This window comes from Brevibacterium sp. FAM 27836 (assembly GCF_051351055.1).
Taxonomy (GTDB): domain Bacteria; phylum Actinomycetota; class Actinomycetes; order Actinomycetales; family Brevibacteriaceae; genus Brevibacterium.
Map to the genome: position 1 here is coordinate 3,819,779 of NZ_CP195711.1, position 14,545 is coordinate 3,834,323.

The window sequence follows — 14,545 nt, forward strand, 5'->3', positions numbered from 1 at the left end:
TCGAGCGACCGCATGCCGGATCCGCAGCAGCTGCCGATCCGCCCCAGCCTCGAGGAGTTCCGCTCCCTGGGAGCCGAACACCGGCTCGTGCCCGTGCACACGCAGGTGCTCGCCGACTCCGAAACCCCGTTGAGCCTCTATCGCAAACTCACCGACGGTGGTCCCGGCAGCTTCCTGTTCGAATCCGCCGTCGCAGGCTCCTGGGCCCGCTACTCCTTCATCGGATCGGCGCCCGTGGCCACGCTCCTGTCCACCGAGGACGGCTTCCGCTGGACCGGCACCCCGCCGGTGGGCATCCCCACCGACGGCGATGTGCTCGAGGCGGTCACCGCCGCTCTCGAACTGCTCGACGTCGATGCCGGGGAGTCGGACCTGCCGCCGATGGTCTCGAGCTTCGTCGGCTACTTCGGCTGGGACATCATCCGCCGCTTCGAACGTCTCGGACCCCCGCGCCCCAACGAACACCACCTGCCGACCGTGCAGCTGATGATCCCGGGCGACATCGCCGTCTACGACCACTATTCGGGCATGGTCACCCTCGTAGCCAACGTCTTCAACGTCAACGGCGCCGACACCGGCATCGACGAGGCGCACGCGAGCGGAGTCGAGCGGATCGAATCGATGCTCGACCGCCTCCGCGCCCCCAGCCCGGCCGACATCATCGACGTCCGCAGGCCCGACCCCGAGGTGACCCTGCGCACCCCCCGGCAGGTCTACCTCGACGGAGTGGAACAGGCGAAGCGGAAGATCGTCGAGGGGGAGATCTTCCAGGTCGTCGTCGGACAGCGCTTCGATACGCCGTGTGCGGCCGATCCGCTGAGCGTGTACCGGATGCTGCGGCACTCGAACCCGAGCCCGTTCATGTACCTGCTCAACCTCCACGACGACGCGGGAGCCCCGGTGAGCATCATCGGCTCCTCACCCGAAGCCCTCGTCACCGTCCGTTCCGGCGAGGTCGTCACCCATCCGATCGCCGGTTCGCGTCCCCGCGGGGCGACGCCCGAAGCCGACGACGGTCTGGCCCGTGAGCTGCTGGCCGATGAGAAGGAACGCGCCGAGCACCTCATGCTCGTCGACCTCGCACGCAACGACCTGGCGAAGGTGTGCCGGGCCGGGACCATCGACGTCAGCGACTTCATGGACATCGTCCGCTACAGCCACATCATGCACATCTCCTCGACCGTGCGCGGCGAACTCCAGCCGGACACGACCGCCGTGGACGTGCTGCGCGCGACTTTCCCCGCCGGCACTCTCTCGGGTGCGCCGAAGCCGCGTGCCCTGCAGATCATCGACGAACTCGAACCCGTCGGGCGCGGCATCTACGGCGGCGTCGTCGGCTATATGTCCTTCACCGGTGACCTCGATCTCGCCATCGCCATCCGCACCGGAGTCCTGCGCGACGGCACGATGAGCGTCTACGCCGGCGGCGGAATCGTCGCCGACTCTGTGCCCGAAACCGAATATCAGGAATCCGAGAACAAAGCCGCAGCCGTGCTGCGTGCCGCCGCCGCTGCGAACGCGCTGTCTGCGACAGCGAACGCCGGGTCCGGCACGGCCGAAAGCCAGGAGTGATCCCAAGTTGTCGAAGTCACGCGGAGTCCTCATCGTCCTCGTCATCGCCGCCGCCCTGTGGGCGTTGACGATCTCGGCCTGGCAGGCCGGAGTCGGGGGAGACACTCTCGGCCCGGCCGGTGTGGCCACGGCCACCGATGACTCGAGTGCGCAGGCCTCGCCCGTAGCCACCGCCTGTGTGGCGATCATCGCCGTCTGCGGTCTCCTCGCAGCGATGCTCGGTCGCCTCGGGCGCTTCGTCGTCCTCGGGCTCGCCGCGGTTGCCGGAATCGGCTACGGAATCACCGCACTCAGCGCCGCTTCCAGACCGGGGGCGACCTCCTGGCCGATCATCGCCGCCGTGGCAGCAGGCATCGGCATCATCGGCATCATCTGGGTGGCGACCGCCTCGGCGCGGTGGACGAACTCGAACCGCTACGCCCGCACCGCCGAAGCCGACGGCGAAGAATTCGACTCGGCCGCCACCTGGGACGCCCTCTCCCGAGGCGAGGACGTCGAGGACGACCCGGATTCGAAATGACCTTGTGACCGGGTCGGTGCCCGGTCCGCAGAAGAAGCGTGACACAATGGAGGAAAGTTTCCACGCGCGTGCCACGCAGTCACAATAAGGAGCACCATGTCGCAGTCCCTCGCCCGCAACGAGGCCACAGATCTCGACAAGTCCACGATCGACTACGCAACGATCGCCGACCCCGGCCACGGCAACTCGGTGGCGGGATGGACCGGCGTCGTCATCATGCTCATCGGCGTGACCATCGGCTGTGTGGGCTTCACCATCCACAACCCCACGATCACCTACGTCGCCATCGGCGTCGTCGCCCTCGGCATCATCGTCGGGCTCATCCTGCGCGCCGTCGGTCTGGGCAACAAGCCGAAGAGCAAATGACGGTCCTCAACGACATCGTCGCCGGCGTGCATGAAGATCTTCAGGCACGCCGGAACGAGGTTCCGCGCACCGAGATCATCGCGCGCGCCGAGGCGGCGGATCCCGTCCGTCGCTTCGACCTCGACGCAGACTTCGGAGTCATCGCCGAGGTCAAGAGGAAATCGCCCTCGCGCGGCGACCTCGCCCACATCCCGGACCCCGGCACATTGGCCGGGCTCTACGCTGCCGGGGGAGCCCACGCCATCAGCGTGCTCACCGAATCCCGCAGATTCAACGGCAGCCTCGCCGACCTCGACTCCGTGCGTGCTGCCGTCGACATCCCGGTCCTGCGCAAGGACTTCATGGTCGACGAATATCAGTTCTATGAGGCCCGGGCCCACGGAGCCGACCTCGTGCTGCTCATCGTGGCCGCCCTCGACCCGGCCCAGCTGCGCGAGTTCCACGCCCTGGCCACCGAACTGGGCATGACCGTCCTCGTCGAGACCCACAACCGCGAGGAACTCGAGATCGCCGCCGAGCTCGGGGCCGATCTCATCGGCGTCAACACCCGCAACCTCAAGGATCTCAGCGTCGACACGGATCGATTCGCCCCGCTGGCCGAATTCGTTCCCGCCGGCTGCACGCTCGTCGCCGAATCCGGTGTCGCCGGCGGTCGCGAGGTCGCGAAGTACGCCGATGCCGGCGCCGACGTCGTGCTCGTCGGCGAAGCTCTCGTCACCGGGGGGCGTCCGCAGGCCGCGGTCGAGGAATACGCTGCCATCGGCCGCGAACGCCGCGAACTGTCCGCATCCTGAACCCTGCCCGCGTCGGCCGCTCGAGGTGGCCGACGATGGGCGAACACCGCACCCATCCGGCCGGCGTCCGGCCGAGGCTCGGCCTCATCCGGACGCGACCACGAGGAGATCGAGAAGGACCGCAATGACCGATGTGAGCGAGGAGACCGGACCGTATTTCGGCGCGTTCGGAGGCAGGTTCATCCCCGAAGCGCTGATCCCGGCGCTTGATGAGATCGAAGAGACCTGGCGCAAATCCCAAGTCGACCGGGCCTTCACCGACGAACTCCTCGACCTGCAGCGCAACTACATCGGCCGTCCTTCGCTGCTGACCGAGGCCACGCGGTTCGCTCAGCACTGCGGAGGAGCCCGCGTGTTCCTCAAACGTGAGGACCTCAACCATACGGGCAGCCACAAGATCAACAATGCCCTGGCTCAGGCCCTGCTGGCCAAGCGCATGGGCAAGACCCGCCTCATCGCCGAAACCGGTGCCGGACAGCACGGTGTCGCGACCGCGACCGCTGCGGCCCTGCTCGATATGGAGTGCGAGGTCTACATGGGTGAGGAAGACACCCAGCGGCAGGCGCTCAATGTCGCGCGCATGCGCCTGCTCGGAGCCACGGTCAACGCCGTGACCAACGGCACCCGCACGCTCAAAGACGCGATGAACGAGGCCATGCGCGACTGGGTGGCCAATGTGGACGTGACCCACTACGTCATCGGCACCGTCGCGGGTCCCCATCCGTTTCCCGCGATGGTCCGCTCCTTCCAGAACGTCATCGGCATCGAAGCCCGCGACCAGATCGTCGATGCGGCCGGGCGTCTGCCCGACGCCGTGTGCGCCTGCGTGGGCGGCGGGTCGAACGCGATGGGGCTCTTCGCCGCGTTCCTCGGCGACGCCGATGTGAAGATCTACGGCTTCGAAGCCGGCGGCGAAGGCGTCGACACCGGTCATCACGCCGCACGCTTCTCCGGCGGTCGACCCGGCGTCCTCCACGGTTCGGCGACCTACATCCTCCAGGACTCCGACGGCCAGACCCAGGCTTCGCACTCGGTGTCGGCGGGCCTCGATTACCCCTCGGTCGGACCCGAACACTCACATCTGCACGACACCGGGCGCGTGACCTACGAGCCGGTCGTCGACGACGAAGCAATGGAGGCCATGCGGCTGCTCTCACGCACCGAGGGCATCATCCCGGCGATCGAATCCGCTCACGCTCTGGCCGGCGCGATGCGCGTCGGTGAGGAACTCGGGCCGGAAGCGGTCCTGCTCGTCAATCTCTCCGGCCGCGGCGACAAGGACATGACCACGGCCGCGAAATGGTTCGACTACATCGATGAAGGGGCGGTGCAGGTATGACGCACTCCGGTCCACGCACAGGCACGACTCTTGCTTCCGTCGAGGAGTCCGGCCGCAAAGCCGCACTCATCGCCTACCTGCCCGTCGGCTTCCCCAGCGTCGAAGGCTCGATCGACGCGATGGTCGAACTCGTCCGCAACGGCGTCGACATCGTCGAGGTCGGGATGCCGTACTCCGACCCGGGAATGGACGGTCCCGTCATCCAGCGCGCAGCCGAGACGGCACTGGAGTCCGGCGTGCGCACGAAGGACGTCTTCACCGCCGTCGAGGCGATCGCCGAGGCCGGTGGCACCGCCGTGGTCATGAGCTACTGGAACCTCGTCCTCCAATACGGCGTCCGCGACTTCGCCCGCGACCTCGACGCAGCCGGCGGCGGCGGAATCATCACCCCCGATCTCATCCCCGATGAGGCCGGCGACTGGCTGGCGGCCTCCGGCGAGTTCGACCTCGACCGGATCTTCCTCGCCGCCCCGTCCTCGACTCCCGAGCGACTGTCGCGCATCGTGGCAGGCAGCCGCGGATTCGTCTACGCCGCGTCCACGATGGGTGTCACCGGAGTCCGCTCCGAAGTCGACAATCACGCCCGCGATCTCGTCGCTCGCCTCAAAGAAGCCGGCGCCGAACGCGTCTGTGTCGGACTCGGCGTGTCGAACCGCGATCAGGCCGCAGAAGTCGCCGAATACGCCGACGGCGTCATCGTCGGCTCCGCCCTCGTCCGCGCGCTCGACTCCGAGGGCGTGCCCGGACTGGGCCGACTCGCCGCCGAGCTCGCAGAAGGGTGTGCATGAGCTTCACCACGGCATGGCTCGTCTTCACCGTCCTCGGACTCGGACTTGCACTGTGGATGACGCGCATCCAGTGGCGTGCCCGCGGCGGTCACAAGGGCGATCTGTGGGCGATCGCGGTCATCGGTGTGCCCGCCGCCGTCGTCGGCGGACGCATCGGCCATGTGCTGTCCGCACCCGATACCTACTTCGGTCCCGGCCACCGGCCCCTGCAGTTCCTCGAACTCTGGGACGGCGGGCTGAGCTTCTGGGGTGCCACGATCCTCGGGCTGCTCTCCGTGTGGGTGCTCACCCGCTTCCAAGGGATCCGCTTCCTGCCTCTGCTCGATTCCGTCGCCCCCGGGCTCATCCTCGGCCATGTCGCCGGCGCCTTCAGCGAATGCTTCGACGGACGCCTCGAACTGTCCACGGTGGTCGTCGAATCGATCTGGAACCTGCTCGCGTGCATCCTCCTCATCGTCGTGTCCAAACGGCTGAGACTCGGCTACGGGCAGGTTTTTGCGCTCTACCTCGTACTGTTCGGCCTCGGTCGGATCCTGCTCGAAGCCCTGCGCATCGGCACTCCCGCCGCAGAGACCGCGCGGCTGCTGCTCGGCCTGCCCGTCTCCGTCTGGACGGCTGCGGCGACCCTGCTCGTCGGCTTCGTCTGGCTCATCGTCTCCCGGCTGCGGCACCGCACTCAGGAGACCGGCGTCTACACCAGAGGGTCGCGCACTCTGCTGCGCAGACACCGCCGCGGCAAGCACACCTATGAGGTCAACGCGGTCAACATCGCCGACGCCGGGCAGTCTGCTCCTCTCACACACCCCCAGCAGATGCCAGCTGCACCGTCGGCCCATTCGGATCGGGCAGCGGGAGACGCCGCCGGCCCGGACCTCGCTGACCGGTCGAACCGTACCCCCGCGCCTCGCTCGAGAGCCGATAGGAACGACGACGCCGCCGCTGACGGCGTCACCGGAGCGAACCCGGCAGCCGAGGGGACCAACGCCGCCGACGACGAAGCGGGCATCGACCTCAGCGGCCGCCACAGCTTCGGATTCTTCGGAGCAGTCACCTCGGCGATTTCGATCGTGCCCGACGTCCGCGGCGTCTCCGCCCCCGAAACACACGGGGAAGCGGGCCCGAAACGAGACCAGAACGCACCCCGTCCGTCCGAGCACTGAGACGAATTGGTTCGCAGTTCGTTCCTTTTTCCGTTCTTCCATCCCTGCGCCCCCGGTGTAAATTGAAACTCCGGCTGTGAGAGCGATCTCACAATCGGGCACGGAGGGAATGCCTCCGCGCACGTCAAGGCCGCAGAGGACAGCGCCGTCTTTTCGACAGGTCGAACACACCGAGAAGGCAGCATATGAACCCCAGCACGGCAGCGACCCAGAAACGCCCGGCACCGCCGGGCCGAATCGGACTCTACGATCCCGCGCTCGAACACGACGCCTGCGGACTCGCCCTCATCGCCCGCTACCGAGGCGGACCCGATCATCAGGTCATCGACCAGGCTCTCGACGCGCTGCGCCGCTTGGAGCACCGCGGCGGCATCGGCTCCGACGAAGGCACCGGTGACGGCGCCGGCATCACCATCCAGATCCCGCACGACTACTTCGCCGAAGAACTCGCCGCCGCCGGCACCACTCTGCCCGAACCCGGTGAGTACGCGATGGGCATCGGCTTCTTCGCCCAGGACTACTCCGCCGACCTCAACCGGACCACCGCCGCTCTCAACGCCTCGACCGAGACTCCGGTGTCGGCCGAGCCGGCCGCGAGGGACCAGGAGGACCTGCTGCGCACGATCGGCGCCGAAGAGGGCCTGGCGGTGCTCGCTGTCCGGGACGTGCCCGTCGATCCCTCCGTCCTCGGGCAGATCGCCCGTCGAACCATGCCGACGATGCGCCAGGTGTTCTTCGTCAGCAGCCCCGAACACCCGCTGCGCGATGCCTCCGACCTGGCCCGCCGGGCCTATATCGTGCGCAAACGACTCGACAACGCGGGCCTGTACTTCCCGTCACTGTCGCCGACGACGCTGACGATCAAAGGCATGCTCTCGACCGGGCAGCTCGACGCCTTCTACACCGAACTGCGCGATCAGCGCCTGAAGTCGGCCATTGCGCTCGTCCACTCCCGGTTCTCGACGAACACCTTCCCCTCCTGGCAGCTCGCCCAACCGTTCGGCACCATCGCCCACAACGGTGAGATCAACACGGTGCGCGGCAACCGCAACTGGATGCAGGCCCGCGAAGCGGCCCTCGTGAGCGAACTGCTCGAATCCCCGGTGCCCGGCACCGAACGCGGGCTCGAACGGATCCTGCCGATCATTCCGGCCGGTGCCTCGGACTCCGCGTCCTTCAACGCCGTACTCGAACTCATGGTCGCCGCAGGGCGGTCCCTGCCGCAGGCGATGCTCATGATGATCCCCGAGGCCTGGGAGAACAACCCGGGACTGGGCGACGATCGCCGCGCCTTCTACGAATACCACTCCCTGCTCATGGAGCCGTGGGACGGACCGGCCTGTGTGTCCTTCACCGACGGTCGCCTCGCCGGAGCCGTCCTCGACCGCAACGGTCTGCGCCCGGCACGGTACGCGATGACCGACGACACCGTGGTGCTGGCCAGCGAAGCCGGCGTCGTCGATCTGCCCGAAGCAGAGATCACTGCGCGGGGCCGACTGACCCCGGGCCGGATGTTCCTCGTCGACGTCGAAGCCGGACGGATCATCTCCGATACGGAGATCAAGAACCGGCTCGCGACCGAACACCCCTACCGAGACTGGGTGTCCGAATGCTCGACGCATCTGGCCGAACTGCCCACCCGCGTCCACGTCAGCCATCCGCAGTCCTCGGTGCGCCGGCGGCAGCGGACCTTCGGCTACACGGAAGAAGAGCTGCGGGTGCTCATCGCTCCGATGGCCGAGACCGGAGCCGAACCGCTGGGAGCAATGGGCAGCGACACCGCGATCGCGGCCCTGAGCACTCGCCCACGCCTGCTCTTCGACCACTTCCACCAGAATTTCGCCCAAGTGACGAACCCGCCCTTGGACTCGATCCGGGAAGACATCGTCACCAGCATGTCCGCGGGCATCGGCCGCGAAGGCAACCTGCTGTGCTCGACCCGCCCGGACTCGACCCACATCCTGCTGGAACGCCCCGTCATCGACAACGACGAGCTCACAGCGATCGCGCATCTGGACGTCGACCACCTCGGCGCGGACGTCACCACTGCCTCGGTGACACTGTCCGGTCTGTACCCGGTATCCGCCGGAGACGAGGCGATGGCCGACCGGATCGCGGCACTGTGCGAGGAGGCGAGCGCAGCGGTGGCCGCCGGAGTAGTGTTCCTCATCCTCACCGACCGAGAGTCGAACTCCGACTATGCTCCGATCCCGTCGCTGCTGCTGACCTCGGCCCTGCACCACCATCTTGTGCGGGAACGCTCCCGCACCCAGGTGAGCATCGTCGTCGAAGCCGGAGACGTCCGCGAGGTCCATCATGCGGCCGCGCTCGTGTCCTTCGGTGCCTCCGCGGTCAACCCCTACCTGGTGATGGAGACCGCCGAAGATCTCGTCCGCGCCGGTCGGATCCCGGGCATCAGCGAAGAGGCGGCCGTGGCGAACGTGCTCACCGCGCTCAACAAGGGCCTGCTGAAGATCATGTCGAAGATGGGCATCTCGACGGTCCAGTCCTACCACGGGGCGCAGACCTTCGAAGCCCTCGGACTGGCCGCCTCCCTCATCGAGGAGCACTTCACCTCCACGCCGCATCAGTTGGGTGGGAAGACACTGACCGATATCGCGGCCGAGACTTCTGCCCGGCACGCCGAGGCCTACCGCGACGATCATCCGCGTCCGGCCCACAGGAACCTGCTCGTCGGCGGGGAGTACCAGTGGCGCAGGGAGGGCCCGGGGCACCTGTTCGATCCGGAGACCATCTTCCGGCTCCAGCACTCCACCGCCACCGGACGGTTCGACATCTTCAAGCAGTACACCCACGCCGTCGACACGCAGTCCGCGGAACTGATGACCCTGCGCGGACTCTTCGACTTCGTTCCCGTCGAATCCGGACCCATCGACATCGACGAGGTCGAACCCGCCGAGGCGATCATGAAGCGCTTCTCGACCGGAGCGATGAGCTACGGCTCACTGTCGGCAGAAGCGCACGAGACGCTGGCGATCGCCATGAACCGGATCGGCGGGAAGTCGAACACCGGCGAAGGGGGAGAGGACACCGAACGGCTGCTCGACCCCCAGCGGCGCTCAGCGATCAAGCAGATCGCCTCCGGTCGATTCGGGGTCACCAGCCACTACCTCTCGGCCGCCGATGACCTCCAGATCAAGATGGCGCAGGGGGCGAAGCCCGGTGAGGGCGGTCAGCTGCCGGGGGAGAAGGTCTACCCGTGGATCGCGAAGACCAGACACGCCACCGCCGGCGTCGGACTCATCTCCCCGCCGCCGCATCACGACATCTACTCGATCGAGGACCTCGCCCAGCTCATCCACGACCTCGGGCGAGCCAATAAGTCCGCCCGAGTCCACGTCAAACTCGTCTCCGGCATCGGTGTCGGCACCGTCGCCGCGGGCGCAGCGAAGGCCGGCGCCGATGTCGTGCTCATCTCCGGCCACGACGGCGGTACGGGAGCCAGCCCGCTCAACTCGCTCAAACACGCGGGCACCCCATGGGAGCTCGGATTGGCCGAAGCGCAGCAGACGCTCGTGCTCAACGGACTGCGCGACCGCATCAGCGTCCAAGTCGACGGACAGCTCAAGACCGGACGCGATGTCATCATCGCCGCCCTCCTCGGCGCCGAAGAATTCGGGTTCGCGACGACCGCGCTCGTCGTCTCCGGGTGCATCATGATGCGCGTGTGCCACAAGGACACGTGCCCCGTAGGGGTGGCCACGCAGAACCCGAAACTGCGTGAGCGCTTCGCCGGACAGGCCGATCACGTCGTCAACTTCTTCACCTTCATCGCCGAGGAGGTCCGCGCCCACCTCGCCCGACTGGGGCTGCGCAGCCTCGACGAAGCGATCGGAGCGGTCGAGAGACTGCGCATCGACGAGGAGCGAGCGGCCGCCTCGGGGCTGGGCCTCGACCTCGCCCCGATCCTGACCGTGCCCACCGACATCCACGGTGAACCGGCCCGGGTGCGCACCAGCAGGAACCGATCCCCGCGAGACTTCACCGGGGAGCTCGACGTCGACCTGCTGCGGCAGGCCGAGTCCTCGATCGGCGCGAGCACCCCGATCGAGCTCAGCGCGAGCATCGGGAACACGGATCGCTCCGTCGGCACCCTGCTCGGGCACAAGGTGACGATGGCCCACGGCGGGAACGGACTGCCCGCGGGCACCGTGCGCGTGAACCTGCACGGCACCGCCGGACAGTCCCTCGGCGCGTTCCTGCCGCACGGAGTGAGCATCGCTCTGCGCGGAGAGGCCAACGACTATGTCGGCAAGGGTCTGTCCGGCGGGACGATCAGCCTCGCCCCGCACCCGGAGAACCCGAACCGGCCCGAACACAACGTCATCGCCGGCAACGTCATCGGCTACGGGGCGACCGAGGGGTCGCTGTTCCTCTCGGGCCAGGTCGGGGAGCGCTTCCTCGTGCGCAGCTCCGGTGCCGAAGCCGTCGTCGAAGGCATCGGCGACCACGGTCTGGAATACATGACCGGGGGCACAGCCGTCATCCTCGGACCGATCGGCCGCAACTTCGCGGCCGGTATGTCCGGAGGCACCGCCTTCGTCCTCGACTTCAACCCGAGCCGACTCAACCCGAAGGAGCGCGCGGCCGGGGTCTTCCGATTCACCGGAATCGGAGTCACCGATGCCGAGGTGCTCGAAAGGCTGCTCGCCGCGCATGTGGAGGCCACGGGATCTCCGCTCGCGCACGAGCTGCTCACCGGGCTGCACCGCGGGCAGGACGTCCTGTCCCGCTTCACGAAGATCATCCCCGCTGCCTATGCACGGGTCAAAGAACTCCAGGACGAGCTTGCGGGCACCGGCGAAGCCGCTGACTCCGATCAGACCTGGCAGACGATTCTGGAGGCCGCTCATGGCTGATCCGCACGGATTCCTCACCTTCACCGAACGCGAACTGCCCGCCCGCAGGCCGGTGCCCATCCGGCTCATGGACTACTCGGAGGTCTACGAGTCGGGTGACCCCGCGCAGCTGCGCCGGCAGGCCTCCCGCTGCATGGACTGCGGTGTCCCGTTCTGCCATCAGGGCTGCCCTCTGGGCAACCTCATCCCGGAGTTCAACGATGCGATGTATCGCGGGGAGCTGCCGCGGGCGGTCGAGCTGCTGCATGCGACGAACAACTTCCCCGAATTCACCGGTCGTGTCTGCCCCGCCCCGTGCGAGAGCGCCTGCGTGCTCGGCATCAATCAGCCGGCGGTGACCATCAAACAGGTCGAAGTCTCCATCGTCGACCAAGGCTTCGCCGCCGGGCTCATCACCCCGGTCGTGCCCGACCGGATCACCGGGCAGACCGTTGCCGTGATCGGTTCCGGACCGGCCGGACTCGCCGCCGCCCAGCAGCTGACCCGGGCCGGACACACCGTCGTCGTCTACGAACGGGAGGACCGCCTCGGCGGGCTGCTGCGGTATGGGATTCCCGACTTCAAACTTCAGAAGCACCACATCGACCGCAGGCTGTCCCAGATGCGGGCGGAAGGCACCCGGTTCGAAACCGGAGTCGAGATCGGCCGCGATATCGAACTCTTCGAACTGCGCGCCCGCTTCGACGCCGTCATCGTCGCCACCGGCGCCACCGTGGCTCGGGATATGCCGCTGACCGGACGCGACCTCGACGGCATCGAATTCGCCATGGACTTCCTCGTGCCCTCGAATCGGTCGCAGGCCGGGTCCGCTGCCGAACTGCCCTTCGATGCGGCGGGAAAGAACGTCGTCATCATCGGCGGCGGAGACACCGGTGCCGACTGCTTGGGCACGGCGTTGCGGCAGGGGGCCGCTTCGGTGACGACTCTGGCGATCGGGGCGAAGCCGCCGACGGAACGGGGCGCAGACTCGCCGTGGCCGATGGTGCCGCGGATCTTCGAGGTCCAATCCTCTCACGAAGAGGGCGGCACCCGACGCTATCTGGCATCGACGACCCGGTTCGTCGGCGACGGGGCCGGGCGGGTGCGAGGGATCGAAGTCGCCGAGACCCGGTTCGCCGATGGTCGTCGCGTGCCGACGCCGGGCACCGAACATGTCATCGATGCCGATCTCGTGCTGCTGGCCCTCGGGTTCAGCGGCCCGGAAACGAACTCCATCGACCTCGGCACCCGAGCCGGGGGAGCGTTCGAACGGGATGAGGACTATGCCTCGGTCCCGGGCGTCTTCGTCGCCGGCGATGCCGGTCGGGGACAGTCGCTCATCGTCTGGGCCATCGCCGAGGGGCGAGCCGCGGCCGCTGCGGTCGACCGTTTCCTCACCGGTTCGACACGGCTGGAGTCGCCCGTGCGACCCACGGATGCGGAGTTCAAATGCTAAGATAGTCCATGTCAGACAGTGAGAAGAGACGGTGGAGCGGCACAGCGCAGTGCCGTCGGTCCACCGCTCGTGACCAGCGGTGAGCGGCAACAGCCGCCCGCTGAGACTTTAGGTAGGGTGGAGCGTATGAGGCGTGCAAAGATAGTCGCAACTTTAGGTCCGAACCAGAACTCCTATGAAGAGATCCGCGAGCTCGTCGATGAAGGCGTCGATGTCGCCCGATTCAATCTCAGCCACGGAACACGAGACGAACACGAAGAGAAATTCGCCTGGGTCCGCCAGGCCGCACTCGACACCGGCAAGGCGGTCGCGGTGCTGCTCGACCTGCAGGGTCCGAAGATCCGGGTCGGCACCTTCGCCAACGGCAAGGAGGAACTCGTCGAAGGTGCCACCTTCACGATCACCAGCCGCGACGTCGACGGCACCGCCGAACTCGTGAGCACGACGCTGCCGACCCTGGCCGAAGACGTCTCCGTGGGAGACCCGCTGCTCATCGACGACGGGCGTCTGCGCCTGCGTGCCACCGAGGTCACCGCCACCGATGTGGTCACCGAGGTCGAGATCGGCGGCACCATCTCCAACCACAAGGGCATCAACCTCCCCGGTGTGCCCGTGTCTGTTCCGGCCCTGTCGGAGAAGGACATCGACGACCTCAAATGGGGGCTGCATCTCGGCTTCGACTGGGTGGCCCTGTCCTTCGTCCGCAGCCCCGAGGATATGGATGATGTGCGTGCGGTCATGGACGAGGTCGGAATCACCGCGCCGGTCATCGCGAAGCTCGAGAAGCCGCAGGCCGTCGAGCAGCTCGATGAGATCATCGACGCCTTCGACGGGATCATGGTCGCTCGCGGCGACCTCGGCGTCGAACTGCCGCTGGAACAGGTGCCGATCGTGCAGAAACGCGCCGTCGAGATCGCCCGCCAGCAGGCCAAGCCCGTCATCGTCGCCACCCAGATGCTCGAGACCATGATCGACGCCCCGCGGCCGACCCGCGCCGAGGCCAGCGACTGCGCGAACGCGGTCCTCGACGGCACCGATGCGCTCATGCTCTCCGGAGAGACGTCGGTGGGTGCGCACTGGGTGGAGGCGATCCGCACGATGAGCCGGATCATCGGCTCCACCGAAGAGCACGGGCTCGAGCGGATTCCCCCGCTGGGCACCGATCCGCACACGAAGGGCGGAGCCGTCACCGCGGCTGCCGTGCAGATTGCTCAGCAGCTCGATATCGATCTGCTGTGCACGTTCTCGCAGACCGGTGACTCGGTGCGCCGGATGTCGCGTCTGCGCCCGGCCTGGCCGATCCTCGGCTTCACCCCGGACCCGCAGGTCCGCCACCAGCTGGCGCTGACCTGGGGAGTGCGCCCCTACCTCGTGAAGACGGTGCGCCACACCGACCAGATGGCACGCCAGGTCGATGCGGTCCTCCTCGCCGACGGCACCGCCCGTGAAGGCGATCAGAGCATCCTCGTGGCCGGGTCTCCTCCGGGAATCCCGGGATCGACGAACGCTCTGCGCATCCACACCATCGGTGATGCGGCCAAGGGCGTCACGGCCGCCTACCAGGACTCGTCGGACTCCGAAGAGGACCCGCTGGCCGGCTACGGGGTGGTGTCCGAGTCGCCGATCACCCGCGAGATGCCGATCGTGCGAGACCACCACTCGCCCCGGCACTGACTCTTCGGAGCCTCCGC

At 67.5% G+C, this 14,545-nt stretch carries 10 protein-coding genes; all 10 read left to right on the forward strand.

What is annotated here, in order from left to right; translation table 11 throughout:
* The first annotated feature begins 12 nt into the window (after positions 1–12).
* Positions 13–1,572 carry an anthranilate synthase component I gene (trpE, locus tag ACSE4D_RS17045; RefSeq protein ID WP_135541136.1) on the forward strand — a complete coding sequence of 520 codons (1,560 nt, stop codon included), beginning with the start codon at positions 13–15 and terminating at the stop codon, positions 1,570–1,572.
* A gap of 7 nt (positions 1,573–1,579) precedes the next feature.
* Positions 1,580–2,092, forward strand: coding sequence for a Trp biosynthesis-associated membrane protein (locus ACSE4D_RS17050; protein WP_135541049.1), 513 nt, complete (start codon positions 1,580–1,582; stop codon positions 2,090–2,092).
* A 96-nt stretch (positions 2,093–2,188) separates the two neighbouring features.
* Positions 2,189–2,458 carry an HGxxPAAW family protein gene (locus ACSE4D_RS17055; protein WP_135541047.1) on the forward strand — a complete coding sequence of 90 codons (270 nt, stop codon included), beginning with the start codon at positions 2,189–2,191 and terminating at the stop codon, positions 2,456–2,458.
* Positions 2,455–3,252, forward strand: a complete 798-nt coding sequence (trpC, locus tag ACSE4D_RS17060; protein ID WP_135541045.1) for an indole-3-glycerol phosphate synthase TrpC — start codon at positions 2,455–2,457, stop codon at positions 3,250–3,252. The genes ACSE4D_RS17055 and trpC overlap by 4 nt, the downstream gene beginning before the upstream one ends.
* 124 nt (positions 3,253–3,376) lie before the next feature.
* Positions 3,377–4,591 carry a tryptophan synthase subunit beta gene (trpB, locus tag ACSE4D_RS17065; protein WP_135541043.1) on the forward strand — a complete coding sequence of 405 codons (1,215 nt, stop codon included), beginning with the start codon at positions 3,377–3,379 and terminating at the stop codon, positions 4,589–4,591.
* Positions 4,588–5,379, forward strand: coding sequence for a tryptophan synthase subunit alpha (trpA, locus tag ACSE4D_RS17070; protein ID WP_425119364.1), 792 nt, complete (start codon positions 4,588–4,590; stop codon positions 5,377–5,379). Before trpB ends, trpA begins: the two co-directional genes overlap by 4 nt.
* Positions 5,376–6,539: a prolipoprotein diacylglyceryl transferase gene (locus ACSE4D_RS17075; protein ID WP_425119365.1), complete on the forward strand. Its 1,164-nt coding sequence runs from the start codon at positions 5,376–5,378 to the stop codon at positions 6,537–6,539. The genes trpA and ACSE4D_RS17075 overlap by 4 nt, the downstream gene beginning before the upstream one ends.
* Positions 6,540–6,724: 185 nt before the next feature.
* Positions 6,725–11,419, forward strand: coding sequence for a glutamate synthase large subunit (gene gltB / locus ACSE4D_RS17080; protein WP_135541037.1), 4,695 nt, complete (start codon positions 6,725–6,727; stop codon positions 11,417–11,419).
* A complete protein-coding gene (locus tag ACSE4D_RS17085) occupies positions 11,412–12,854 on the forward strand; it encodes a glutamate synthase subunit beta (RefSeq protein ID WP_135541035.1) in 1,443 nt (480 codons plus the stop codon). The genes gltB and ACSE4D_RS17085 overlap by 8 nt, the downstream gene beginning before the upstream one ends.
* A 126-nt stretch (positions 12,855–12,980) precedes the next feature.
* Entirely contained in the window at positions 12,981–14,528 is a 1,548-nt protein-coding gene (gene pyk / locus ACSE4D_RS17090) for a pyruvate kinase (protein WP_135541033.1), read from the forward strand.
* The last annotated feature ends 17 nt before the right edge of the window (positions 14,529–14,545 follow it).

Coding starts and splice junctions, on each gene's coding strand:
- ACSE4D_RS17085 (WP_135541035.1), top strand. CDS start 11,412: ATGGCTGATCCGCACGGATTCCTCACCTTCACCGAACGCGAACTGCCC.
- trpB (WP_135541043.1), top strand. CDS start 3,377: ATGACCGATGTGAGCGAGGAGACCGGACCGTATTTCGGCGCGTTCGGA.
- ACSE4D_RS17075 (WP_425119365.1), top strand. CDS start 5,376: ATGAGCTTCACCACGGCATGGCTCGTCTTCACCGTCCTCGGACTCGGA.
- ACSE4D_RS17055 (WP_135541047.1), top strand. CDS start 2,189: ATGTCGCAGTCCCTCGCCCGCAACGAGGCCACAGATCTCGACAAGTCC.
- trpE (WP_135541136.1), top strand. CDS start 13: ATGCCGGATCCGCAGCAGCTGCCGATCCGCCCCAGCCTCGAGGAGTTC.
- trpA (WP_425119364.1), top strand. CDS start 4,588: ATGACGCACTCCGGTCCACGCACAGGCACGACTCTTGCTTCCGTCGAG.
- trpC (WP_135541045.1), top strand. CDS start 2,455: ATGACGGTCCTCAACGACATCGTCGCCGGCGTGCATGAAGATCTTCAG.
- pyk (WP_135541033.1), top strand. CDS start 12,981: ATGAGGCGTGCAAAGATAGTCGCAACTTTAGGTCCGAACCAGAACTCC.
- gltB (WP_135541037.1), top strand. CDS start 6,725: ATGAACCCCAGCACGGCAGCGACCCAGAAACGCCCGGCACCGCCGGGC.